Annotated in this window: 23 protein-coding genes and 1 riboswitch; of the genes, 18 read left to right on the plus strand and 5 right to left on the minus strand. The window is 62.3% G+C overall.

Annotated features, from left to right (window positions below; genetic code table 11):
- Position 1: 1 nt before the first annotated feature.
- Entirely contained in the window at positions 2 to 376 is a 375-nt protein-coding gene (gene uraH, locus AC0L25_RS15070; protein ID WP_473596222.1) for a hydroxyisourate hydrolase, read from the minus strand.
- 174 nt (positions 377 to 550) lie between these two features.
- Here uraH and puuE point away from each other — a divergent pair, with 174 nt between their 5' ends.
- From puuE to AC0L25_RS15125, 11 genes are all read left to right on the plus strand, one after another.
- Complete coding sequence (gene puuE, locus AC0L25_RS15075; RefSeq protein ID WP_473596223.1) at positions 551 to 1,984, plus strand: allantoinase PuuE; 1,434 nt, start codon at positions 551 to 553, stop codon at positions 1,982 to 1,984.
- A 45-nt stretch (positions 1,985 to 2,029) separates the two neighbouring features.
- Positions 2,030 to 2,878 (plus strand): bifunctional allantoicase/(S)-ureidoglycine aminohydrolase, encoded by an 849-nt coding sequence (locus AC0L25_RS15080; RefSeq protein WP_473596224.1) that lies wholly within the window; start codon positions 2,030 to 2,032, stop codon positions 2,876 to 2,878.
- Positions 2,875 to 3,378 carry an ureidoglycolate lyase gene (locus AC0L25_RS15085; RefSeq protein WP_473596225.1) on the plus strand — a complete coding sequence of 168 codons (504 nt, stop codon included), beginning with the start codon at positions 2,875 to 2,877 and terminating at the stop codon, positions 3,376 to 3,378. Before AC0L25_RS15080 ends, AC0L25_RS15085 begins: the two co-directional genes overlap by 4 nt.
- Positions 3,378 to 3,971: a nucleoside deaminase gene (locus tag AC0L25_RS15090; RefSeq protein ID WP_473596226.1), complete on the plus strand. Its 594-nt coding sequence runs from the start codon at positions 3,378 to 3,380 to the stop codon at positions 3,969 to 3,971. Before AC0L25_RS15085 ends, AC0L25_RS15090 begins: the two co-directional genes overlap by 1 nt.
- Before the next feature lie 64 nt (positions 3,972 to 4,035).
- Positions 4,036 to 4,755, plus strand: a complete 720-nt coding sequence (locus AC0L25_RS15095) for a type II toxin-antitoxin system MqsR family toxin (protein ID WP_473596227.1) — start codon at positions 4,036 to 4,038, stop codon at positions 4,753 to 4,755.
- An 89-nt stretch (positions 4,756 to 4,844) separates the two neighbouring features.
- Positions 4,845 to 6,830 (plus strand): CocE/NonD family hydrolase, encoded by a 1,986-nt coding sequence (locus AC0L25_RS15100; RefSeq protein WP_473596228.1) that lies wholly within the window; start codon positions 4,845 to 4,847, stop codon positions 6,828 to 6,830.
- 157 nt (positions 6,831 to 6,987) lie between these two features.
- Complete coding sequence (locus AC0L25_RS15105) at positions 6,988 to 8,577, plus strand: ABC transporter substrate-binding protein (protein WP_473596229.1); 1,590 nt, start codon at positions 6,988 to 6,990, stop codon at positions 8,575 to 8,577.
- A 16-nt stretch (positions 8,578 to 8,593) separates the two neighbouring features.
- Positions 8,594 to 9,553, plus strand: a complete 960-nt coding sequence (locus AC0L25_RS15110; protein ID WP_023796836.1) for an ABC transporter permease — start codon at positions 8,594 to 8,596, stop codon at positions 9,551 to 9,553.
- A 10-nt stretch (positions 9,554 to 9,563) separates the two neighbouring features.
- Positions 9,564 to 10,388, plus strand: coding sequence for an ABC transporter permease (locus AC0L25_RS15115; RefSeq protein ID WP_287333039.1), 825 nt, complete (start codon positions 9,564 to 9,566; stop codon positions 10,386 to 10,388).
- Positions 10,388 to 12,040 (plus strand): ABC transporter ATP-binding protein, encoded by a 1,653-nt coding sequence (locus tag AC0L25_RS15120; protein ID WP_473596230.1) that lies wholly within the window; start codon positions 10,388 to 10,390, stop codon positions 12,038 to 12,040. The genes AC0L25_RS15115 and AC0L25_RS15120 overlap by 1 nt, the downstream gene beginning before the upstream one ends.
- 8 nt (positions 12,041 to 12,048) lie before the next feature.
- Positions 12,049 to 12,888 carry an alkaline phosphatase family protein gene (locus AC0L25_RS15125; RefSeq protein ID WP_473596231.1) on the plus strand — a complete coding sequence of 280 codons (840 nt, stop codon included), beginning with the start codon at positions 12,049 to 12,051 and terminating at the stop codon, positions 12,886 to 12,888.
- Between the two features lie 653 nt (positions 12,889 to 13,541).
- Here the strand turns inward: AC0L25_RS15125 and AC0L25_RS15130 are convergent.
- Positions 13,542 to 14,564: a substrate-binding domain-containing protein gene (locus tag AC0L25_RS15130; RefSeq protein ID WP_473596232.1), complete on the minus strand. Its 1,023-nt coding sequence runs from the start codon at positions 14,562 to 14,564 to the stop codon at positions 13,542 to 13,544.
- 362 nt (positions 14,565 to 14,926) lie between these two features.
- Between AC0L25_RS15130 and AC0L25_RS15135 the strand changes: the two genes are divergently transcribed.
- The 5 genes from AC0L25_RS15135 (at position 14,927) to AC0L25_RS15155 (ending at position 21,478) form a co-directional block, all read left to right on the plus strand.
- A complete protein-coding gene (locus tag AC0L25_RS15135) occupies positions 14,927 to 16,282 on the plus strand; it encodes an ABC transporter substrate-binding protein (protein ID WP_473596233.1) in 1,356 nt (451 codons plus the stop codon).
- A 220-nt stretch (positions 16,283 to 16,502) separates the two neighbouring features.
- Positions 16,503 to 17,516, plus strand: a complete 1,014-nt coding sequence (locus AC0L25_RS15140) for a carbohydrate ABC transporter permease (RefSeq protein WP_473596234.1) — start codon at positions 16,503 to 16,505, stop codon at positions 17,514 to 17,516.
- A gap of 1 nt (position 17,517) precedes the next feature.
- Positions 17,518 to 18,672 carry a carbohydrate ABC transporter permease gene (locus tag AC0L25_RS15145; protein WP_456008243.1) on the plus strand — a complete coding sequence of 385 codons (1,155 nt, stop codon included), beginning with the start codon at positions 17,518 to 17,520 and terminating at the stop codon, positions 18,670 to 18,672.
- 4 nt (positions 18,673 to 18,676) lie between these two features.
- Complete coding sequence (gene bglA / locus AC0L25_RS15150; RefSeq protein ID WP_473596235.1) at positions 18,677 to 20,341, plus strand: beta-galactosidase BglA; 1,665 nt, start codon at positions 18,677 to 18,679, stop codon at positions 20,339 to 20,341.
- A gap of 24 nt (positions 20,342 to 20,365) precedes the next feature.
- On the plus strand, positions 20,366 to 21,478 hold the full coding sequence (locus tag AC0L25_RS15155) for an ABC transporter ATP-binding protein (protein ID WP_473596236.1): 1,113 nt from the start codon (positions 20,366 to 20,368) through the stop codon (positions 21,476 to 21,478).
- A gap of 96 nt (positions 21,479 to 21,574) precedes the next feature.
- On the opposite strand, the gene AC0L25_RS15160 is transcribed toward AC0L25_RS15155, so the two are convergent.
- From AC0L25_RS15160 to AC0L25_RS15170, 3 genes are all read right to left on the minus strand, one after another.
- Entirely contained in the window at positions 21,575 to 21,793 is a 219-nt protein-coding gene (locus tag AC0L25_RS15160) for a DUF680 domain-containing protein (protein ID WP_473596237.1), read from the minus strand.
- 72 nt (positions 21,794 to 21,865) lie between these two features.
- A complete protein-coding gene (locus AC0L25_RS15165; protein WP_473596238.1) occupies positions 21,866 to 22,090 on the minus strand; it encodes a DUF680 domain-containing protein in 225 nt (74 codons plus the stop codon).
- 89 nt (positions 22,091 to 22,179) lie between these two features.
- Positions 22,180 to 22,383 carry a DUF680 domain-containing protein gene (locus AC0L25_RS15170; protein WP_473596239.1) on the minus strand — a complete coding sequence of 68 codons (204 nt, stop codon included), beginning with the start codon at positions 22,381 to 22,383 and terminating at the stop codon, positions 22,180 to 22,182.
- Positions 22,384 to 22,463: 80 nt separating this feature from the next.
- Between AC0L25_RS15170 and AC0L25_RS15175 the strand changes: the two genes are divergently transcribed.
- A complete protein-coding gene (locus tag AC0L25_RS15175) occupies positions 22,464 to 22,733 on the plus strand; it encodes a hypothetical protein (protein ID WP_473596240.1) in 270 nt (89 codons plus the stop codon).
- 171 nt (positions 22,734 to 22,904) lie between these two features.
- A riboswitch (cobalamin riboswitch) is annotated at positions 22,905 to 23,107 on the plus strand.
- A gap of 112 nt (positions 23,108 to 23,219) precedes the next feature.
- Complete coding sequence (locus AC0L25_RS15180) at positions 23,220 to 24,467, plus strand: aromatic ring-hydroxylating oxygenase subunit alpha (protein WP_473596241.1); 1,248 nt, start codon at positions 23,220 to 23,222, stop codon at positions 24,465 to 24,467.
- Positions 24,468 to 24,478 lie beyond the last annotated feature (11 nt).

Below are 24,478 nucleotides of genomic sequence, written 5' to 3' on the forward strand. Positions count from 1 at the left end.
CTCAGCTCCCCCGATAGGTCGAATAGCCGTAGGGCGATATGAGCAGCGGCACATGATAGTGCACCGGCTCGGCCATGCCGAAGCGGATCGGCACGCTGTCGAGGAAGGCCGGTTCCGGCAGCCTCAATCCTTGCCGGCGCAGATAGTCGCCGGCCGCGAAGACCAGCTCATATTCGCCGGTGCGGAATTCCGCGTCGGCAAGCAGCGGCGCGTCACAGCGGCCCTCGGCATTGGTGACCGCCGTCTTCAGATGCGTCCGCATGTCGTCGTTGATGCGGTAGAGCTCGATCGACAAGCCTGCCGCCGGCCTGCCGGTCGCGGTGTCAAGGACATGGGTCGTCAGACGTCCGCCTTCGGCTTTCGACGTTTCCGCCACTGGCTGCTCCCATTCCCGGTACGGTCGAATATGTTGACGAATTGTGCGCCAATTAAAGGCGATGCATAAGTCCCGGTCGAGTGAAGTGCTGCAAAAACACTTTCAAAAATTTTCGGGGGAATGCGCAAGCGGCGCTTTGGACTATCCTGATCACACTATCCGGCAGGAGCGACGATGCGGTACGAACGAGACATGCGCGGCTACGGCGCCAATCCGCCGGATCCGAAATGGCCTGGCGGGGCGCATGTGGCGGTGCAGTTCGTCGTCAATTACGAGGAGGGCGGCGAGAACTGCGTCCTGCACGGGGACAAGGCTTCGGAAGCCTTCCTGTCCGAGATCGTCGGCGCCGCGCCCTGGCCTGGTCAGCGCCACTGGAACATGGAATCGATCTACGAATATGGCGCGCGCGCCGGCTTCTGGCGATTGCTGCGTCTGTTCAGCGAGGCTGAGGTGCCGGTCACCTGCTACGGCGTCGCCACAGCGCTGGCGCGTTCGCCCGACCAGGTCGCGGCGATGCAGGAGGCCGGCTGGGAGATCGCCTCGCATGGGCTGAGATGGATCGACTACCGCGACCATGCGCCGGAGGACGAGCGCCGCGACATGGAGGCGGCGATCCAGCTGCACTACCAGGTGACTGGGGCACGGCCGACCGGCTGGTACACCGGCCGCACGTCGATCAACACCGTGCGGCTGGCGGCGGAGGAAGGCGGCTTCGACTATGTGTCGGACACCTATGACGACGAACTGCCCTACTGGTTCGAGCATAACGGGCCGGACGGGTCGACAAAGCCGCAGCTCATCATCCCCTACACGCTCGACGCCAACGACATGCGTTTCGCCACGCCGCAGGGCTTCAACTCGGGCGACCAGTTCTTCGCCTATCTCAGGGACAGTTTCGACACGCTCTATGCAGAGGGGAAGCAAGGGCGGCCGCGCATGATGAATATCGGCCTGCACTGCCGCCTCGTCGGCCGGCCGGGCCGGACCGCAGCGCTCAAGCGCTTCGTCGACTACGTCAAATCGCACGACAAGGTCTGGCTGGCGCGGCGCATCGACATTGCCAGGCACTGGCATGAAACCCACCCGTTCCGGCTACCGGCGCTGCGGCCGTCGAAAATGGAATTCGAGGCTTTCGTCCAGGCATTCGGCGGCGTGTTCGAGCATTCGCCGTGGATCGCCGAGCGCGCCTACGAACTGGAACTCGGCCCGGCGCATGACAGCGCCGGCGGCCTTCATAACGCGCTGTGCCGTGTCTTTCGCGCCGCCAGCGAGGCCGAGCGGCTCTCCGTGCTCAACGCCCATCCCGACCTCGCCGGAAAACTGGCGCAGGCCAAGCGGCTGACGGCGGAATCGACGAGGGAACAGGCTTCCGCCGGCCTCGATGCGCTGACCGATAAGGAGCGCGAACTGTTCTCGAAACTCAATGCCGCCTACGTCACTTCCTTTGGCTTTCCCTTCATTATCGCGGTGAAAGACAAGACCAGGGCGGAAATCCTGGCTGAGTTCGAGGCGCGCATCGGCAACAGCCACGAGGTTGAATTCGAAACCGCCTGCAAACAGGTCGAGCGCATCGCGCTGTTTCGCCTCAAGGACATGCTCCCGCAATAGGTTTTGGCTCCCGCAATAGGCTTTTAACTGATGGATACGATGAAAATGGCCGACCGAACCTATTACGCGCCGCAGGGCGGCCACCCCGGCCAGAGTGAGCTGCTGACCGGCAGGGCTGTCTTCACCGAGGCCTATGCCGTCATTCCAAGGGGGGTGATGCAGGACATCGTCACCAGCGCCCTGCCGTTCTGGGAAAAGACCCGCGTCTGGGTGCTGTCGCGCCCGCTGTCGGGTTTTGCCGAGACGTTTTCGCAATATATCGTCGAGGTCGCGCCCGGCGGCGGCAGCGATCGGCCGGAACCCGATGGCGGCGCCGAGGGCGCCTTGTTCGTGGTCGAAGGCGAGCTGAGCGTTTTGCTGGCTGGCGAGAAACATGTCCTGCAGCCGGGTGGCTTTGCTTTCCTGCCGCCGGCCAGCGGATGGACCGTTCGCAACGAGAGCGATGAAGCTGTCCGTTTCCACTGGATCCGAAAAGCCTACGAGGCCGTCGAGGGCATCGATACGCCGCAAGCCCTTTTTGCCAACGAACGAGACATCGCGTCCACGCCCATGCCCGGCACCGAAGGCAGATGGGCGACAACGCGCTTCGTCGACCCGGCCGACATGCGCCACGATATGCATGTCACCGTCGTCACGCTCGAACCGGGAGCGGTCATCCCCTTCGCCGAGACGCATGTCATGGAGCATGGCCTCTACGTGCTGGAGGGCAAGGCGGTCTACCGCCTCAACCAGGACTGGGTCGAGGTCGAGGCCGGCGACTATATGTGGCTGCGCGCCTTCTGTCCGCAGGCCTGCTATGCCGGCGGTCCCGGAAAATTCCGCTACCTGCTCTACAAGGACGTCAACCGGCATGCCAAGCTTGGCGGCGCCGGCGTCGCGAGTCGCGCGCCATGACCCGCATCGTGGCGCGGCCGCTGACCCGCGAGAACTTCGCTGAATTCGGCGACGTCATCGATATGGGCGGCGATAACCACTACCCGATCAATGGCGGCAATGCCGAACGCTACCATGACCTCGCCACCGTCGAAGCGCAGGGGCCGAATGCACGCGTGCTGATCTCCATGGTGCGCGGCACGCCGTACGATTTTCCGCTGAAGCTCACCATGGTCGAGCGTCATCCGTTCGGCAGCCAGGCTTTCATCCCGCTGTCGCCACGGCCGTTCCTGGTCGTCGTTTGCCATGATGGCCAAGACGGTCCGGGCGAGCCGCACGCCTTCATCACCGCACCCGGACAAGGGGTGAACTACCCGCGCAATCGGTGGCACGGTGTGCTGACGCCGATCGGCGAGGCCCAGGATTTTCTCGTCGTCGACCGCGGTGGCGACGGCTCCAATCTCGAAGAGTGCCATTTCTCGCACGTCTACGAGATCGATCTCCCCGACGGGCCCGCCTGATGGCCGACGTCTCGCTGATCGACCGCCTGCTCGACGTCATCGAGCACGACATCGTGCCGAAGACGGTCGAAGGCGTCGCCTACGGCAATAAGCTGTTCGGCGCGGCGATCCTGCGCAAGAACGACCGCTCGCTGGTGCTCGCCGAGACCAACAACGAGACGGAAAACCCGCTCTGGCATGGCGAGGTGCACTGCCTGAAGCGGTTCTACGAAATGCCGAAGGCCGAGCGCGTCGACACCAAGGGCGCGATCTTCCTCGCCACGCACGAACCCTGCTCGCTTTGCCTGTCGGCAATCACCTGGACCGGCTTCGATAATTTCTACTATTTGTTCAGCCACGAGGATTCGCGCGACAGCTTTGCCATCCCGCACGACCTGAAGATCCTGAAGGAGATCTTCACTCTCGACCCCGGCGGCTACAATGCCGAGAATGCCTACTGGAAGAGTTTTTCGATCCGCAGACTGGTGCGGTCGTTGCCCGAGGCCGTGCGCCAGCGGCTGGAAACGCGGATCGGCATCATCTCCGCGCGTTATGACGAACTGTCCAGCGCCTACCAGGCGAGCAAGGCCGAAAACGACATTCCGCTGAGTTGAACCTGACGGAGCTCGATTGGGTAGAGCCGCTTGAATTGCCACCTTTATGGTGGCATATTGCGCTATGGAGAAACGCAGACCCACTTACGATCTTGATGCGATCAAGACGACATTTGGGTCTGTCGATACGCTGGCAATCACGACGTCCGCCCTGCGGGATGCTATTGGGCTAGGCTTCGATCGCGCCGCTATAGTCGAGGTGATCGGCAGCATCACGCGAAAAATGTTTGTAAAGTCAATGACGACATTCGCGGATCATCGTGTCTGTCTATCACGTGCCGGCGCGCGACTTGATCCTTTATGTGAAATTTCAGGCGGATGTCGTGACCGAGTTCACGGTCATGTCGTTCAAGGAAAAATGACTATGGCGACAAAAGAAAGCAATGAAACGAATACCATGATCTCCTCCGAAACAGGAGAAACACTGACGCGTGGAGTGCGTCCGTTCACTGTGACTTACAAGGGCGAGAGCATGATCGTCGATCTGCCGGGTTATTATCCCTCATCGGGAGATGAGGGCGTGCATGTCGGAGAGGACATGACTGTCGCCGACGCAGCGCTCCGCATCCTCAAAGAAAAGATCGACGGTGTTCCGGCACCGGCCACCATCCGACGCGTGCGCACAAAGCTTAAACTGTCGCAGCGCGAGGCAGGATCCCTGTTCAAGGTCGGCGAGAACGCTTTCGACAAATACGAACGGGGTCTGATCGAGCCAAGCGGCCCAACTATCCAACTGATGACGCTGTTGGAAAAACATCCCGAACTGCTGGACGAGTTGCGCTGACCACAAAGTCCATGACAGGTCGCATATTCTGCTGCTCCAGTCGCGAATAGCGATTGAAAGTCGCGTCTGCGCGAGGCGTTATGCCTGCCATGAAAACCGCCACTGAATTTCCCCGCAAGGTCGTCGAGTTTCCGGATATGGGCATCGTCATGCCGGATGGCTGCCGGTTGTCGGCGCGGGTGTGGATGCCGGCCGATGCTGCCGACGATCCGGTGCCGGCGATTCTCGAGCACCTGCCCTACCGCAAGCGCGACGGCACAATTTATCGGGACCAGCTGACGCATCCCTATTTCGCCGGCCACGGCTACGCCTCGATCCGCGTCGACATGCGCGGCAATGGCGATTCCGAAGGGCTGATGGACGACGAATATTCCGAGCAGGAACTGCAGGATGCTTGCGACGTGATCGCCTGGGCGGCGGCCCAGCCCTGGTGCAACGGCAATGTCGGCATGATGGGCATCTCCTGGGGCGGCTTCAATTGCCTGCAGACTGCAGCCAAGCAGCCGCCGGCGCTGAAGGCGGTCATCAGCCTGTGCTCGACCGTCGACCGCTACGCCGACGACATCCACTACAAGGGCGGCTGCCTGCTGATCGAGAATTTCGGCTGGGCCTCGACAATGCTGTCCTATTCGTCGCGGCCGCCGGACCCGCTGCTGGCCGGCGACACCAGATGGCGCGACCTGTGGCTGACCCGACTGGAGAACCAACCCTTCCTGGCGCCGCTTTGGCTGAGACACCAGCACCGCGACGCTTACTGGAAGCGCGGCTCTATCTGCGAGGACTATTCCGCCATCCGAGCCGCCGTGCTGTCGATCGGTGGCTGGCATGACGGCTATCGCAACACCATTTCCCATCTCGCCGCCAACATCGAGGCGCCAGTCAAGGGCATCGTCGGCCCGTGGATTCACAAATACCCGCATTATGCGGCACCTGAACCGCGCATCGGCTTCCTGCAGGAGGCGTTGCGCTGGTGGGACCGCTGGCTAAAGGGCATCGACACCAGCGTCGAGTCCGATCCCGCCTACTGCGCCTATGTCATGGACAGCGTCCGCCCCGCGCGCTGGCATCCCGAACGGCCGGGCCGCTGGGTGGCGGAATCGGCGTGGCCGTCGCCTGATATCAAGACGCAGGAAGTCGAGCTGATTCCAGAAGGCAGCAAGCCGGCCATCGTCGCTTCGCCGCAAAGCTGCGGTCTCGCCGGAGGCGAATATTTTCCCTTCACCTTCGGCCCGGAATTGCCCGGCGATCAGCGCCCCGATGATGCGCTGTCGGTGTGTTTCGACCAGCCGGCGCTGACTGAGGCGATCGATATTGTCGGCGCGCCTGAGGTGCGGGTCAGGGTCTCGTCGGACCGGCCCCAAGCGAACATCGCGATCCGGCTTTGTGACGTGCATCCCGACGGCGCATCCGAGCTAATCTCCTTCGGCGTGCTCAACCTGACGCACCACAATTCGCACGAATTCCCGGAAGCGCTGGTGCCGGGCGAAACCGTCAGCGCCCTGGTCGTGCTCGACCAATGCGCTTATCGCGTGCCATCAGGTCACCGCCTGCGTATTGCCGTTTCGAACGCCTACTGGCCGATGATCTGGCCATCGCCGGAGCCAGTCCGGCTCGACCTGTCGGCGGCAACGCTGAAGCTGCCGCTGCGCCCGCCGGCGCAAGGCAATGAGGTCGGTTTCGCTTCACCAGAAGCAGCATCGCCCTGGGCAACCGAAACGATCCGCGCCGCCAATTCAGAACGTCATGTCGATCGCGACGAAAAGACCGGAATCGTCACGCTTTCCGTCGTCGACGACTTCGGCGAGGTGCGCGATCTGGAGCATGGTCTCGCCAACGGCAGCATTGCCCGTGAGACATGGGCGATCCATCCTGACAATCCGCTGTCGGCCTCGGGCAAGACGCACTGGACCCAGACGCTGTCGCGAAATGGATGGTCGGTGCGCACCGAAACATCAGCCGAGATGCGGTGCGACGCGCAAAACTTCATGGTTAGCGCCAGAATCGAAGCCTACGAAGGTGAGAACCTGGTTTTCGAGCGCAATTTCGAAGAGAAAATCCCGCGCGCTCTGCTTTGAGCGCTTATGCGGATTGGTCCAATTGCGACGTACGGTTTACGCCACGGCATGTCGCATTCGGTCTTGCTTACGGCGTTCCCTTGCGGTCATTATTCTCCTCACAAGAAACCATAAAAAAACGACCATAAGGTCGAACCAACAGAGTGAGGAACTCAACATGTCGAACGAACTGGAATTTCTTAGCCGGCGCGTCGCATCCGGCAAACTGAGCCGTCGTGATTTTCTCGGCCGGGCGGCAGCGCTCGGCGTCACCGCGACCTTCGCCAACTCGCTGCTTTCAAGTGCGGCACGCGCCGCGGGTCCGGTCAAGGGCGGCACGCTGAAGGCCGGCCTGGTCGGTGGCGAGTCCACCAACAGCCTCGATCCGGCCCTGTTCATGACCCAGGTGCCGTTCGCCTTCGGCAAAATGTGGGGCGAACTGATCGTCGAGCTGTCCCCGGAAGGCACTCTCGAGAACCGCATCGCCGAGGAGATCGGCTCGTCGGACGACGCCAAGGTCTGGACGCTGAAGATTCGCGACGGCGTCGAATTCCACAATGGCAAGACGGTGACCGCCGAGGACGTGGCCGCCACACTCGAACGCCATTCGGACGAGAAGTCGAAGTCGGGCGCGCTCGGCTATATGAAGGGCATCGAGAGCATCAAGGCCAGCGGCAAGGAAGTCGTGCTGACCTTGAAGGAAGCCAATGCCGACCTGCCCTATCTGCTCAGCGACTACCATTTGATCGTCCAGCCCAATGGCGGCAAGGACAAGGCCGACGCCGGCATCTCGGCCGGACCTTACAAGGTCACCACCAACGAGCCCGGCGTGCGCCACGGCGGCGAGCGTTTCGCCAATTACTGGCAGGCCGACAAGATGGGCCATGCCGACCAGATCGAAATCATCGTCATCAACGACGCCACGGCGCGCACCTCGGCGCTGCAGGGCGGCCAGGTCAACATGATCAACCGCGTCGAGCCGAAGATCGTCGACCTGATCAAGCGTCTGCCCGGCGTCACCATCCGCAATCATGCTGGACCCGGCCACTATGTGTTCATCATGCATTGCAACACGGCGCCGTTCGACAACAACGACCTGCGTATGGCGCTGAAGCTGGCGATCGACCGCGAGGAGATGCTCGACAAGATCCTCAGAGGCTATGGCTCGCTCGGCAACGATTTCCCGATCAACGCGGCCTATCCGCTGTTTTCCGACGATATCGAGCAGCGCAAATACGATCCCGACAAGGCCAAGTTCCATTTCAAGAAGTCTGGCCATGACGGCGCCGTCCTGCTCAGGACGTCGGACGTCGCCTTCCCCGGCGCCGTCGATGCCGCCCAGCTGTTCCAGCAGAGCGCGGCCAAGGCCGGCATCACGCTGGAGATCAAGCGCGAACCGGGCGACGGCTACTGGTCGGAAGTCTGGAACAAGCAGCCCTTCTGCGCCTCCTACTGGGGCGGACGCTCGACGCAGGACCAGATGTATTCGACCGCCTACCTGTCGACGGCCGACTGGAACGACACGCGTTTCCTGCGTCCGGATTTCGACAAGATGGTGCTGGCGGCCCGCGCCGAGCTCGACGAGGCCAAGCGCAAGGCGATGTATCGCGACATGGCGATGGTCGTCCGCGACGAGGGCGGCCTGATCCTGCCGATGTTCAACCAGTTCATCGACGCGACGGGCGCCAAGGTCGCCGGCTGGGTCGACGATCCGCATCAGGAGCTGATGAACGGGTACGCTCTGGCAAAGTGCTGGCTCGAAGCCTGAGCCCGGCCTTGCGGATATGTCCTCACCCATCGTGAAACTGGTGGCCCAGCGCATTGCGCTGGGCATCCTCTTGCTGTTGGCCGTATCGGTCCTGATCTTCGCCGGCACTCAGATCCTGCCCGGCGACGTCGCGCAAGCCATCCTCGGACAGTCGGCGACGCCTGAGTCGCTCGCCAATCTGCGCGAGCAGCTCGGCCTCAACGATCCGGCCTTTATCCGCTATTTCCGCTGGCTCGGCGGCGTCGTGACCGGCGATCTCGGCACCGCGATGTCGAGCGGGCAGGATATTGCGACGTCGATCAAGGGGCGGTTGTGGAACACTCTGTTCCTCGCCTTCTGGGCGGCGGTCGTGGCCGTGCCGCTGGCGATCATCCTCGGCCTGATTGCGGTGCGCTACCGCAATGGCTGGGTCGACAAGCTGATCTCCGGACTGGCGCTTGCCTCGACGTCCTTTCCCGAATTCTTCATCGGCTACGTGCTCGTCTATTTCTTCGCCGTGAAGTACCAGATCTTTCCCGGCATCTCGACCGTCTATGACGGAATGCCTTTCGGCGAGCGCATGCAGGCGATCATGCTGCCGGCGGCGGCACTGACGCTGGTGGTGCTCGCCCACATGATGCGCATGACGCGCGCCGCGATCCTCAATGTCATGCAGTCGGCTTATGTGGAAACCGCCGAACTCAAGGGGCTTTCGGCCTTCGCCGTCATCCGCAGGCATGCCTTCCCCAATGCGATTGCGCCGATCATCAATGTCGTCATGCTCAACCTCGCCTATCTCATCGTCGGCGTCGTCGTGGTCGAGGTGATCTTCGTCTATCCCGGCATGGGGCAATATCTCGTCGACCACGTCACCAAGCGCGACGTGCCGGTGGTGCAGGCGGTCGGGCTGATCTTCGCCGCCGTCTACATCAGCCTGAACATCATTGCGGACATAGCGGCGATCGTCGCCAATCCGCGTCTCAGACATCCGAAATAGGGGAGCGGGCATGCTCGACATAAAACGCATCCCCATCCCGGCGCTGATCGGCCTGGTGCTGACGGCGCTGTTCGTGCTGGCGGCGATCTTCGCGCCCTGGATCGCGCCGTATGGCAATGGCGAGATCGTCGGCGATGTCTGGGGACCGATGTCGGCGACACATTGGCTGGGCACCGACAACCTTGGCCGCGACCTCCTTTCGCGCATGATCTACGGCGCTCGCGTCACGCTGTTCATCGCGGTGCTGGCCACCGCCCTGTCCTTCTCGCTCGGCGCCATCCTCGGCTTCTCGGCGGCGGTTTTCGGCGGCTGGTTCGACACGCTTATGTCGCGCCTCGTCGATCTCCTGATGTCGATCCCGACGCTGATCATGGGCCTCGTCGTGCTCTCGGTGCTGCCTACCAATCTGGTGACGCTGATCCTGGTCATGGGCATTCTCGACTCGACCCGCGTCTACCGCCTGTCGCGGGCGGTCGCCGTCGACATCAACGTGATGGATTTCGTCGAGGCCGCCAAGCTGCGCGGCGAAGGCAGCATGTGGATCATCTTCCGCGAGATCCTGCCCAATGCATTGTCGCCGCTGGTTTCGGAACTCGGCCTGCGCTTCATCTATGCCGTGCTGTTCCTGTCGACGCTGTCCTTCCTCGGGCTCGGCGTGCAGCCGCCTAGCGCCGACTGGGGCGGCATGGTCAAGGAAAACAAGGACGGCATCGTCTTCGGCATAGCGGCGGCACTCATCCCGGCGGCGGCGATCGCGATGCTGGCGATTTCCGTCAACCTTGTCGCCGACTGGGTGCTCAACCGCACGACAAGCCTGAAGGGAGGGCGCGGGTGATGGCTGACCAGCGAGCAAAGTCCATGCTGCTCGACATCCGCAATCTGCGCATCGAGGCCACGGTGTTCCCGCCGGGCGAGGCGCCGAAGAACATCGTGCTGGTCCACGACGTCTCGCTGACACTCGAGAAGGGCAAAGTGCTCGGCCTTATCGGCGAGTCCGGCGCCGGCAAGTCGACGATCGGCCTGGCGTCGATGGGCTATGGCCGCGGCGGCGTGCGCATCACCGGCGGCGAGGTCATCCTCAACGGCCGCGACATCCTCAAGGGCGGCAAGGAGGGCTTTCGCAAGCTGCGCGGCCGCGAGGTCTGCTATGTCGCGCAATCGGCGGCGGCGGCGTTCAACCCGGCGCACAGGCTGATGGACCAGGTGGTCGAGGCGACGCTGCTGCATGGCACGGCGACACGGGCCGCGGCTGAAAAACGCGCCATCGCGCTGTTCAAGAAGCTCAGCCTGCCGAATCCCGAAAGCATCGGCGAGCGCTTTCCGCACCAGGTGTCGGGCGGCCAGCTGCAGCGCGTGATGACGGCGATGGCGCTGTGCTCGGAGCCCGACCTGATCGTCTTCGACGAGCCGACCACGGCGCTCGACGTGACGACGCAGATCGACGTGCTGGCGGCAATCAAGGACGCCATCCGCGACACGCATGTCGCGGCGCTGTACATCACTCACGACCTTGCCGTCGTCGCGCAGGTCTCGGACGAGATCATGGTGCTGCGCCATGGCCGGCTTGTCGAATGGGGCGGCACTCGCCAGATCATCAAGGAACCGCGCCAGGAATACACCAATGCGCTCGTCTCGGTGCATGAGATCGAGCACCAGGAGCAGAAGCCCGGCACGACACCGTTCCTGTCAGTCAAGAACATCACCGCCGCTTATGGCCGCAGTCATATCAAGGTGCTGAAGAACGTCTCGGTCGACATCTATCCGGGCCAGACGCTGGCCGTGGTCGGCGAGTCCGGTTCGGGCAAGTCGACACTGGCGCGCGCCATCACCGGCCTTCTGCCACCCGAAGAGGGCACCGTCACCTTCGATGGACGTCCGCTCGCCAACCGGCTTGCCGATCGGCCGAAAGAGGATCTCCGGCAATTGCAGATGATCTACCAGATGGCCGACGTGGCGATGAATCCGCGCCAGACCGTCGGCACCATCATCGGCCGGCCGCTCGAATTCTATTTCGGTCTGCGTGGAAGGCAACGTGACGCCCGCGTCGCCGAACTCCTCGACAAGATCGAAATGGGCAAGGGTTTCATCGACCGCTACCCGGCCGAGCTTTCCGGCGGCCAGAAGCAGCGCGTCTGCATCGCCCGCTCGCTTGCCGCCAAGCCGAAGCTGATCATCTGCGACGAGGTCACGTCGGCGCTCGACCCGCTGGTGGCCCACGGCATCCTGAAGCTGCTGCTCGAACTGCAGAAGGAGGAGAACGTCGCCTATCTGTTCATCACCCACGACTTGGCAACGGTGAAGTCGATCGCCGATTCAATCGCGGTGATGTATCGCGGCGAGGTGGTGCGCTACGGCGCGAAGGGCCAGGTGCTGGCGCCGCCCTTCGACGCCTATACCGATCTTCTCTTGTCCTCGGTCCCCGAAATGGAGATCGGCTGGTTGGAAAAGGCCATCAAGGGACGGCGCATGGCCAGCGCCGGGAATTAGATACCCCGGTGGCGCTGAAGAAAAAACTTTTGCTGATCATCCTAGACGGCGTGCCTTATCGCAACTGGCGCCGGCTGATGGGCAATCTCGAAGGCTGGGTGCAATCGGGCGAAGCGCGCGTCTGGAAGATGCGTTCCGTGCTGCCGTCGACCTCGGCCTGCTGCTATGCCTCGATCCACACCGGCGTGGCGCCGCAGGTGCATGGTATACTGACCAACGAGAACCGGTTCCGCGTCGAGCAGCCGGATATCTTCTCCGAGGTCAGCAAGGCCGGTGGCAGGACCGGCGCGGTCACCCATTCCTACTGGTCCGAATTCTTCCGCGCCTATCCGTTCGATCTGGTCGAGGACATCGAGTTCGACGAGCCGGGCGGGCCGATCACGCATGGCCGGTTCCACACCATGACCGGCTACAATGTCAGGAACCAGATGACGCCGAGCGACCTCGACCTGTTCGCGACGCTGACGATGCTGACCAGACGCCACGGCATCGATTACGGCATTCTGCACACTTGCACGCTGGACTCGATGGGCCACCGCTTCGGCCACGACTGCCATGAGATGGACCAAGCCGTTTATGCGATGGACGGCATGCTGGCCGCCTTCCTGCCGCGCTGGCGGGAAGCCGGCTACGAAGTGATCGTCACCGCCGATCACGGCCAGACCGATCGCGGCCATCATGGTGGCCATGACGACGAGATGCAGGATTTTGCCCTGTATTATTTTGGACAGGGCAAGGGTCCGGAGACCAGTACGCTGCTCGACCAGCTGCAGCTTGCGCCGACGGTGCTTGCGCGCCTTGGCGTGCCGGTGCCCGCGACAATGAAGGCACGGCCGTTTCTCGACTGAACGCGCGTCTTCCCTTCTCTCCTCCAGGCGCCGACATGCGCGACACCGAACGGAGGCCACCCAGGGCCGCGACGCTGCATATGGCTCGGTCTCTTTTGCCTCATCCAGCAGTCGACAGAAGAGATATCAAAGTTCCGCTATGGCGAGCATCTGGCCCTGACATGATCGCAGTGCCGATCGGCCCTCGCGTCCAGCAGCTGGCCCTGGCCGCCGCACCGTCTTACCTTGCCGAGCGCGGTACCCATGGGAGATGCAGAGGGACGAGGAGGTCTTAACCGTGGACCCCCAGCCGCCTGATCGTGGCGGTCACCGCCGCAGACTCTGCAATCGACTTCGCACGGTCCGGGCGCGGCATCATCGCGACGTTCCGGAACTGGCTCGATCCCGATCTGGAAACGGGGGCGCTTCAGCCGATTCTCCCGGACTGGTGGCAATCGTTCGACGGGCCGCGCCTTACTTCCCCAGCAGGTTTATGCCCGTCCCCTTGCGCGCCCTCGTAGACATGATCGCCGAAGATCGGTCGGGCTTCCACCCGAGCGAGCGCGGATTCTGAAAACAGGCGTTCATCTCAACGTCTGGGGCCTCCATTGTGACCGTCGGCTACGGTCGCAACGGGTCGAACTCGGTCGCTCGGAGTGATCGAGTTTTGACCTTTAGGCCGGCGCGCCGCCGACCGATCCCCTGACCACCAGGTCGACCGGCCAGACTTCGCCGCGGGCGCCCTCCTCCAATCCGGAAATCCGCGCCGCCAGCCGCTCGGCGATACGCGCGCCGGCCAAGCGGATCGACGAACGCGTCGTCGACAACGACACCGAAAAATTCTCCGGCTTCAGCCAGGGGAAGACGTCGTCATGGGCGATCAGCGACAGGTCTCCGGGAATGGTCAGGCCGAGATCGCGCACCGCGCGCACGACGCCGAGCGCCATGATCAGGCTGGAGCAGACGATCGCGGTCGGTGCATCGCTTTGCTCAAGTAAGCGCCTGGCGGCGCGGTAACCGTTCTCCTCGGTCATGGCGAGGGAACAGACATGGCCTTCGCCAAGCGCCAGACCGCTCGCCGCCAGCGCCCGGCGCACGCCACGCTCGCGGTGAATGGCGAAGGTCTCGCGGTCGTCGCCGTTGATCAGCGCCAGTCGCCGGTGGCCGAGCTGGACGAGCAGCCGTGCCGCCTCGTGGAAGGCGCCCTCATTGTCGATGTCGGTGAAGGGGTAGTCGAAATCGAGCCCGTCGCTGCGGCCGTGGACGATGAACGGGATGCCGAGCGTGCTGACCAGAGCCACCCGCCGGTCGGCCGGCCTCGGGGAGGAGATGTAGACGGCGTCGACCTGCCGGTTGGCGACGATGCGCCGGTAGGTCGTCTCCTGATCGTCGGCATCGGCCGGGGACAGCACCAGGTCGAGTTCGTGCGAACGGGCGTAGTCGCCGAGACCTGAGAGGAATTCGACGAAATGCGGGTCGATGTCGACGGTCGTCCCGGTCGGCAAGACATAACCGATCATCCCGGACTTGCCGGTGGCCAGCCGGCGCGCGCTCGGGTTGGGGCGGTAGCCGTGGCGTTTGGCGGCGTCGATCACCCGCCGGCGCGTGTCCTCGTTGACTTCCGGGTAGCCGTTCAGCGCGCGGCTTACCGTTGTCTGCGAAAGCGCCAGCATGTGGGAAAGCTGTTTGAGGTTCATCGGAGGCCTCCAAGCCTCAAAGCGCTTTAACCATGGATCGCTCGCCCCGCGCGGGCAGGCGCTGCCGAACGCAAGACCATAAGCACCCTTTCCAACCGGTTTGAAGCAAAATTTGCTATTGCAGCGCCCAAAAGCGTGCTGCAGCGCACTTTGTTTGCTCTTTAATGTCGCGCGATTAAATCGATTAGCTCACCGCCCTCTTGACTCCTAGTCAATTCGGTGGCGTGATCGAAATGACCAAAGCGCTTTGGAAGACTCGTCGAAAGGTTGCGGTTCCTTTCCGACTGAGTCACAGTCCTGCAGCGTCGGCGGACGGAATGGAGGTTTCGTCCGAGTGTTCGTGACCACTGGGAGGAATACCGATGAAAAAAATGCTTCTGATGGGCGCCGCGTTTGTCACGCTCGTCCTGGGCGCGCCGGCGCAAGCCGAACTGAAGTTCAAGCCGGGCGAAGACCCCCGCTTCAACTGGGCGAACTACGAAGAGCTCAAGAAGGTCGACCTCAAGGGGGAGACACTCTCGATCTTCGGGCCATGGCGCGGCGAGGACGAGGGCCTCATCCGCACCGTTCTAGACTATTTCTCGGAAGCCACCGGCGCCGAGATCAAATACTCCTCATCGGAAAATTACGAACAGCAGATCGTCATCGACACGCAGGCCGGCAGCCCGCCCAACATCGCCGTGCTGCCGCAGCCGGGCCTGATCCAGGACCTGGCGTCCAAGGGCCTGCTGACGCCGCTCGGCGATGACACCGCCAACTGGATCAAGGACAATTACGGCGCCGGCCAGTCATGGGTCGATCTCGGCACTTTCAACGACAAGGACGGCAAGCCGGGCTTCTTCGCCTTCCCCTACAAGGCCGACGTGAAATCGCTGGTCTGGTACTCGCCGGACAATTTCGAGGAAGCCGATTACGAGGTGCCGAAGACGCAGGAAGAGCTCGCCGAGCTTGAAAAGAAGATCATCGCCGACGGCGGCACGCCATGGTGCATCGGGCTCGGTTCGGGCGGCGCCACCGGCTGGCCGGCGACCGACTGGGTCGAGGACATCATGCTGCGCACCCAGACGCCCGAGACCTACGACAAGTGGGTGAAGAACGAGATTCCGTTCAACGATCCGGCGGTGGTCAACGCCATCGACATTTTCGGCAAGATCGCGACCGACGACAAGATGGTCGACGGGGGCGCCAAGGCGGTGGCGGCGACCGACTTCCGCGACAGCCCGAAGGGCCTCTTCTCGGTGCCGCCGAAATGCTATTTGCACCATCAGGCGTCGTTCATCCCGACCTTCTTCCCGGAAGGCACTGAGATCGGCCAGGACGCCGACTTCTTCTACTTCCCACCTTACGCTTCCAAGCCCGACCTCGGCACCCCGGTGCTCGGCGCCGGCACGCTGGCTATGATCACCAAGGATAGCAAGAGTGCCCGCGCGTTCATCGAATTCCTGAAGATGCCGCTCGCCCATGAGATCTGGATGGCCCAGGGTGGCTTCGTGACGCCGTTCAAATCGGTCAACAAGGACGCCTATGCCAGCGACGCGCTGAAGAAGCAGGGCGAAATCCTTGCCGAAGCCTCGACCTTCCGGTTCGACGGGTCCGACCTTATGCCGGGCAAGATCGGTGCCGGCGCCTTCTGGACCGGCATGATCGATCTCGTCGGCGGCAAGTCCGCCCAGGATGTCGCCACCGACATCCAGAAGAGCTGGGACGCGATCAAGTAGGCGTCCCGGCTGAACGTCCGATCCTGCATGGATCCGGGCCGGCCCGGATCCGACCGGCGGCCCGCGCCGCAGCAATTTTTATGAGCACATTCCGGCATGACGCGCGACCAGCAAGAGCAAAACCCTGCCTGCATCCGGTCGCGTTCCAAATAACTGAATCGGCCTGTGATGTCGCCAAAGCCATGCTCGACTGGCGGATCATGCGCAGAGGGAGGGACCCGTGGCGGCTCAGATTTTCTCGGCCATATTCGTCATCGTCGTCGGCGTTGGCGGCTGCGTCGCCTATTTCTGGGGCGCCAACAAACTGTTGGATATCATCTTCCCGTCGCGCGGCGTTGCAGGTGCGGCGGCCATCGACAATCTGCGCCGACAGGGGATGATCCGGCCGTGGCTGTTCGTCGGCCCGGCCATGATCATCCTCACCATCTATCTGATCTACCCGGTCGTGGAGACGCTCAGGCTGTCGTTCCTCGATCGAAGTGGCAACAATTTCGTCGGCTTCGCCAACTATGAATGGGCGTTCGGCGACCGCGAGTTCCGCAACGCCATCTTCAACAACATCATCTGGCTGGCGGTGGTGCCGGCCGCCTGCACCTTCCTCGGGTTGATCATCGCCGTCCTCACCGACAAGATCTGGTGGGGCACCATCGCCAAAAGCCTGATCTTCCTGCCGCTGGCCATCTCGTTCGTCGGCGCCAGCGTCATCTGGAAATTCATCTACGAGTATCGTGGTGCTGGCCAGACGCAGATCGGCCTGCTCAACGCCATCATCCAGTATTTCGGCGGCCAGCCGCAGGTCTGGATATCGCTGCCGTTCTGGAACAATTTCTTCCTGATGATCATCCTGATCTGGATCCAGACCGGCTTTGCCATGGTCATCCTGTCCTCTGCCTTGCGGGGTATCCCCGAAGAGACGCTCGAAGCGGCCGTCATCGACGGCGCGAATCCGTTCCAGATCTTCTGGAAGATCATGGTGCCGCAGATCTGGGGCACGATCGCCGTCGTCTGGACCACCATCACCATCCTGGTGCTGAAGGTGTTCGACATCGTGCTGACCATGACCAATGGCCAATGGAACAGCCAGGTGCTGGCCAATCTGATGTTCGACTGGATGTTCCGCGGCGGCGGCGATTTCGGCCGCGGCGCCACCATCGCCATCATCATCATGATCGCGGTCATTCCGATCATGGTCTGGAACATCCGTCAGGCCAACAAAGAAACGGGAGGACATTGAGATGACTGTCTCGACCGGAAAGTCCTTTGCCAGCCGTTTCGGCGTTCATATCGCGGTCTTCATCTTCGTCGCGATCTGGACCGTGCCGACGCTCGGCATTCTCGTCTCGTCGCTGCGCGACAAGGATCAGATCATCGCCTCGGGCTGGTGGAACTCGTTCGCCAGTTCCACCCAGACGGAAGCGGGCCGGCTGCCACCCGCCTCGGCGCAAGTCGAGAAGGACGGCAAGTTCGTCCTCGAGGGCAACATCTTCGGCGACGATCCGGCCCGCGACATCAGCGCCTTCGGCGTCAAGTCGTCGGCGCCGACGCAATATCCCGCCGGCACCACGGCCGATCTCGGCGACGGCGAGACCTTGCAGCTCAACGCCGACGGCAGTTTCGTCATGACCTCAACGAAGCCCTTCGAGGGCGAGCGCGGCCAGCGCGTCTACTACGCCTCGTCGGCGCCACCGAAATTCACCACCGACAATTACAATACGGTGCTGTTTTCGGAAGGCATCGGCCGCTCCTTCATGAATTCGCTGACCGTCACCATTCCGGCGACGGTCATCCCGATCCTGATCGCGGCATTCGCGGCCTATGCGCTGGCCTGGATGCGCTTTCCCGGCCGGGCGTTGCTCATCGCGGTCATCATCGGCCTCTTGGTCGTGCCGCTGCAGATGTCGCTGATCCCGCTGCTGAAGCTCTACAACGGCGTCGGAAGCTTCTTCGGCGTGCCGTCGAAAACCTATCTCGGCATCTGGCTGGCTCATACCGGGTTCGGCCTGCCCTTCGCCATCTATCTCCTCAGAAGCTACATTGCCGGCCTGCCGCGCGAAATCATGGAGTCGGCGCGCATTGACGGCGCCAGCGATTTCGAGATCTTCGTCAAGATCGTGCTGCCGCTGTCGTTCCCGGTGCTCGCCTCCTTCGCCATCTTCCAGTTCCTGTGGGTGTGGAACGATCTGCTGGTCGCGATGGTTTTCCTCGGCACCGAGGGCGACCAGATCGTGCTGACCGCCAAGCTCAACGCGTTGCTCGGCTCGCGCGGCGGCGACTGGGAGATCCTGACGACATCGGCTTTCATCACCATTGTCGTGCCGCTGATCGTGTTTTTCTCGCTGCAGCGCTATTTCGTCCGCGGGCTGCTCGCCGGCTCGGTGAAGGGAGGTTGAGATCATGCAATCCGCTGTGAAAGCAACGTTGAGCCCCGACCTCGCCGTCGACCGCGACTGGTGGCGAGGTGCCGTGATCTACCAGATCTATCCGCGCAGCTATCAGGACTCGAACGGCGACGGCATCGGCGACCTCAGGGGCATCATCGACAGGCTGCCCTATATCGCAGCACTCGGCGTCGATGCCATCTGGATCTCGCCGTTCTTCAAGTCGCCGATGAAGGATTTCGGCTACGACGTATCAGACTATTGCGACGTCGATCCGATGTTCGGCACGCTGGCCGATTTCGATGCCTTGAGCGCCGAGGCGCACAGGCTCGGGCTCAAGGTAATGATCGACGAGGTGCTGTCGCATACCGCCGACATCCATCCGTGGTTTAGGGAAAGCCGATCGAGCCGCACCAACCCTAAGGCGGACTGGTATGTCTGGGCCGACGCCAAGCCCGACGGCACGCCACCCAACAACTGGCTGTCGATCTTCGGCGGCTCGGCCTGGCAGTGGGACACCAGCCGCCAGCAATATTACCTGCATAATTTCCTGGCCGAGCAGCCCGATCTCAACTTCCACAGCCGCGCGGTCCAGAATGCGCTGCTCGATGTCACTCGCTTCTGGCTGGAGCGCGGCGTCGACGGCTTCCGCCTCGACACCATCAACTTCTACTTCCACAGCCAGGGGCTTGAGGACAATCCGCCGCTGCCGCCCGAACAGCGCAACGACCAGACCGCCCCTTCCGTCAACCCTTACAACTACCAGGACCATCTCTACGATAAAAGCCGCCCCGAAAACCTCGGCTTCCTCGAACGCTTCCGCGCGCTGCTCGACGAATATCCGGCTGCGGCGGCGGTCGGCGAAGTCGGCGATTCGCAGCGCGGGCTGGAGGTGGTGGCGGCCTACACCGCTGGCAGCAAGCGCGTGCACATGTGCTATTCGTTCGACTTCCTGGCCCCCGAAAAGATCAGCGCGGCAAAGGTGCGTTCGGTGCTGGAAGCCTTCGGCAAGGTCGCCAGCGACGGCTGGTCGTGCTGGGCCTTCTCCAACCATGACGTGATGCGCACTGCCTCGCGCTGGGCGGCGGGCGAGGCTGACCGGACCGCTTATCTCAAGGTGATCTCGGCGCTGCTGATGTCGCTGCGCGGCTCGGTCTGCATCTATCAGGGCGAGGAACTTGGTCTTGGCGAAGCGGAATTGCAATTCGAGGATCTGCGGGACCCCTACGGCATCCGCTTCTGGCCGGAATTCAAGGGTCGCGACGGCTGCCGCACGCCGATGGTCTGGAATGGCGCCGACAGCAATGGCGGCTTCTCCAAGGCAAAGCCATGGCTGCCCGTGCCCGCCAAGCACCTTTCGCAGGCGGTCGATGTGCAGCAGGGCGACAACAGCTCGCTGCTCGAACATTACCGGCGCTTTCTTGCCTTCCGCCGTCTGCATCCGGCGCTGGCCAAGGGCGAAATCGACTTCATCGAAAGCCAGGGCGATACGGTCGCCTTCACGCGCCGCGAGGGCAACGAGCAGATCGTCTGCGCCTTCAATCTCGGCAGCCGACCGGCCGAAATCGATCTCGGCGGACGCTCGCTGCAACCCTTGCCGGGGCACGGGTTTTCGGGACAGACTGGCGCCGGCTCTATCCGCCTCGGCGGCTACGGCGCCTGGTTCGGGCGCATCGACTGAATTCGCAATTCACTGGAGGGTATCATGGCCGATGTCACGCTAAGACAAGTGAAGAAATCATACGGCAATCTCAATATTCTCCACGGCATCGACCTCGACATAAAGTCGGGTGAGTTCATCGTCTTCGTCGGCCCTTCGGGCTGTGGCAAGTCGACCTTGCTGCGGTCCATCGCCGGGCTGGAGGAAATCACCTCCGGAGAGCTTAAGATCGATGGCGAGGTGGTCAACGACGTGCCACCGTCGAAGCGCGGCATCGCCATGGTGTTCCAGTCCTATGCGCTCTATCCGCACATGACCGTCTACGACAACATGGCGTTCTCGATGAAGATCGGCAAGGAGAGCAAGGCCGAGATCGACAAGCGGGTGCGCCAGGCGGCGGAAATCCTGCAGCTGACCAAATATCTCGACCGCCTGCCCAAGGCGATGTCAGGCGGCCAGCGCCAGCGCGTCGCCATCGGCCGCGCCATCGTGCGCAACCCTAAAGTCTTCCTGTTCGACGAGCCGCTGTCGAACCTCGACGCGGCACTGCGCGTCGCCACCCGCATCGAGATCGCCAAGCTCAAGGAGTCGATGCCTGCTACAACAATGATCTACGTTACCCACGACCAGGTCGAGGCGATGACGCTGGCCGACCGCATCGTCGTGCTCAAGGAGGGCCATATCGAGCAGGTCGGCACGCCGATGGAGCTCTACAAGAGACCCGGCAATCTGTTCGTCGCCCAGTTCATCGGCTCGCCGGCCATGAACATCCTGCCGGCGACGATCGACAAATCAGGCGACCCGACCGTCGTCAGTCATGTCGGCGGGCGCAAGGCGACGGTGCCGATCGCCACGCCAGCGTCAGTGAAGGGCGCTTCGGTGAGCTTCGGCGTGCGGCCGGAGGATCTGATGATCGCCACCGGCGCGGATTATCTTTTCGAGGGAACGGTGGATTATGTCGAGCAGCTCGGCGAGATTCAGCTCGTCTATGTCGACATCGGCCGCGCCGACCTGCCGCTGGTGACCAAGCTGCCCGGCAATGTCGAGGTCAAGCGGGGTGCTGCGCTGCGGTTGAATGCCGATGCCGGCGACCTGCATATTTTCGATGCCGACGGACATTCCTTCACACTCCACAAGGCGGAAGCAAAGGCAGCCTGAGGGCGGCAGCCTAACTGCTGGATACAGGCAGTTTGGCGAAGGCAAAAAACAAGAGCGGCGGGCAAGGCCCGCCGCTCTTGTGCGTTCAGGTCGCTGTTAGCGGCCGAACAGGTTGCGGTCGCTGCCGTGGGCAGGCTTTTCGTCAGCCGGAACCGGATTCTGCGCCGGGGCCGAATTCTGGATCGAAGCCGTGTACGAGCGGTCGACCGCAACGGCCGGCTGGTCGGCGCCGTTCGATCCATAGTTGTCGCTACCGGCAAAAGCGCTGCCGGCAACGGCCAGAACGGCGGCGGTGGCAAGAACGAACTTTTTCATTTCAGTACTCCTGGATTTTTCTCGTTCCACCAACGCAGCGGGCAAGTGCCGACGCTGCTGTTGGGATCGACATTAGTTGTTGCCGAAGAGGTTACGGTCGCTGCCGTGGACGGGCTTCTCGTCAGCCGGAACCGGATTCTGCGGCGAAGCCGAATTCTGGATCGAAGCCGTGTACGAGCTGTTGTCGACCGCAGCGGCCGACTGGTTGGCGCCGTTCGATCCATAATTGTCGCTGCCGGCAAAAGCGCTGCCGGAGACGGCCAGAATGGCGGCGGTGGCAAGAATGATCTTCTTCATTTCTAGTACTCCTGGATTTCGTATCCCATCAGCACGGCGGCCGCGGTCTTTTATGCAGACAATGCCGCTCTGCTGTTTGGGATCAGCTGTTAATTGTTGCCGAAAAGGTTGCGATCGGCGCCCTGCACCATCGGCTTTTCAGCGTGAGCCGGCTTCTGAATGGAAGCCGTGTACGAACTGTCGACCGCAGCGGTCGGCTGGTTGGCGCCGTTGGACCCATAATGGTCGCTGCCAGCAAAGGCGCTGCCGGTGATGGCCAGAACGGCGACGACAGCAAGAGCAATCTTTTTCATTTCTAGTACTCCAGTATTTTAGTTTTCCGTCCGACTGGCGGCGTGTCTTGGGAGGAATTCGCGTCGTTCGGACAGCCCCGATGTGGGAAGGCCATCTGGCAGATTCCAATCACGAAGTTGTTCCGTGTGGACCAAGAATCTACACCTTGAAATTGTACCAGAGGCTTGTGCCGGCATCGTTTTATGTTTTGTTTTCAGATGCTTATGCCAAAGGCGCCATTCGACCGTTTGACGGATTTCTGGACCTGCGTTCACAGCGTCATGCACGCATCGTCAACAGAAACGAACCGTTCGGTTCGATTTTAGAAACGGCTAAAAAGCCGGTGCTGGAGTTGTTGTCGAATCGTTAACCATTTCGGCGCCCTGCAATGCTTAAATCCGGCGTGCTTTCAGAACCGGCAGCGCTCGCAGCCGGATGCAATTTCATCCCCCTCAAATCCCGGCCCACCGGTTTCGTTGGCCGTGTCGCGCCGCATGGATACGATGTCGCTTTCATGCCGACAGTCAGCCGGCCGTCATGATTAGATCACGGCATCTCAGGTGCCGCTTGGTGACGACGAAGCGGAGAATTGGGAAGCCGGTCAGAACCCGGCGCTGCCCCCGCAACGGTGGTGGAGTTCAAGTCGCAACGGGAGACCACTGGGCCACAAGCCTGGGAAGGTGTCGCGATGAGTCCGCAAGGACACTCCAGAGCCCGGAAACCAGCCCGAGAATTCTAGACTCGACTGATCGCGGTGGGCGGTCAAGAGGTGGATGATGCATGCCCGGCCCTGTCGCCGTTTGCGGCCCATCCTCCCTCCATCACCACCAGTTCAGTCCTTACATGAGGACAGGACATGGATGCGCGCAACGACATGCTGAGGCTCTTGCACGGCCGCAGGGAAGGCTACTCGCTCGAGCAGCCCTTCTATACCGATCCCGATTTCTTCAAGCTCGACATGGAGCTGATCTGGTATCGCGACTGGCTATTCATCGGCCACGATTGCGAGTTGCCGAAGCCGGGCAGCTACATCACCGCCCAGATCGGCGACTATCCGGTCGTGCTGGTCCGCGACCAGCACGGCAACATCAATGCCTTCCACAATTCCTGCCGGCATCGCGGCAGCCGCGTCTGCAACGCCGACAAAGGCACGGCGGCCAAGCTCGTCTGCCCCTATCACCAGTGGACCTATGAGCTGGACGGCCGGCTCTTGTTTGCTCGCCAGATGGCGGACGGCTTCGACAAGAGCCAGTTCAGCCTGAAGCCAGTGGCTTGCGAAAGTGTTGGTGGCTACATCTTCATCTGCCTGGCCAAGGAACCCGCCGATTTCGCGCCGATGCGCGCCATGATCGAGCCTTACCTCCTGCCGCACCGGCTGCGCGAGGCAAAAGTCGCCTTCGAATCGACCATCGTCGAGAAGGGCAACTGGAAGCTCGTCTGGGAGAACAACCGCGAGTGCTACCATTGCGCCGGTAACCATCCCGAACTGTGCAAGACATTCCCGGAAGCACCGACCGTGACCGGCGTGCAGGGCGCCGACAGCGATCCGGAGATGCTCGCGCACTGGGCGAAATGTGAGGCGGCAGGCTTGCCGAGCAAGTTCCGCATCGATCCGGCCGGGCAGTATCGCGCCACCCGCGCGCCGCTGCTGCGCGACGCCGTCAGCTACACGATGACGGGAAGACGCGCGGTGAAGAAGAACCTTTCCGACAGCGTTTCGACCGACCGTATCGGCTCGCTGCTGCTCTATCACTATCCGACGACCTGGAACCATATCCTCGGCGATCATGCCGTCACCTTCCGCGTGCTGCCGATCAGTGCCACGGAAACGGCCGTCACCACCAAATGGCTTGTCCACAAGGACGCGGTCGAAGGCGTCGATTACGACCTCGCCGAACTCACCCATGTCTGGACGGAGACCAACGACCAGGACCGTCGCATTGTCGAGGAAAACGCCTTCGGCATCCTGTCGCCGGCCTATGAGCCCGGCCCCTATTCGGAACTGCATGAGGGCGGCGTCATCCAGTTCGTCGAATGGTACGCCTCCTTCATCGGGCCGCGCCTTGCCGAGGCCGGGCGGCCGGCGCTGCGCAGCGTCGCCTGAACGAGGTCAAG

The sequence above is a fragment of the Mesorhizobium sp. WSM4813 genome, from assembly GCF_055811555.1.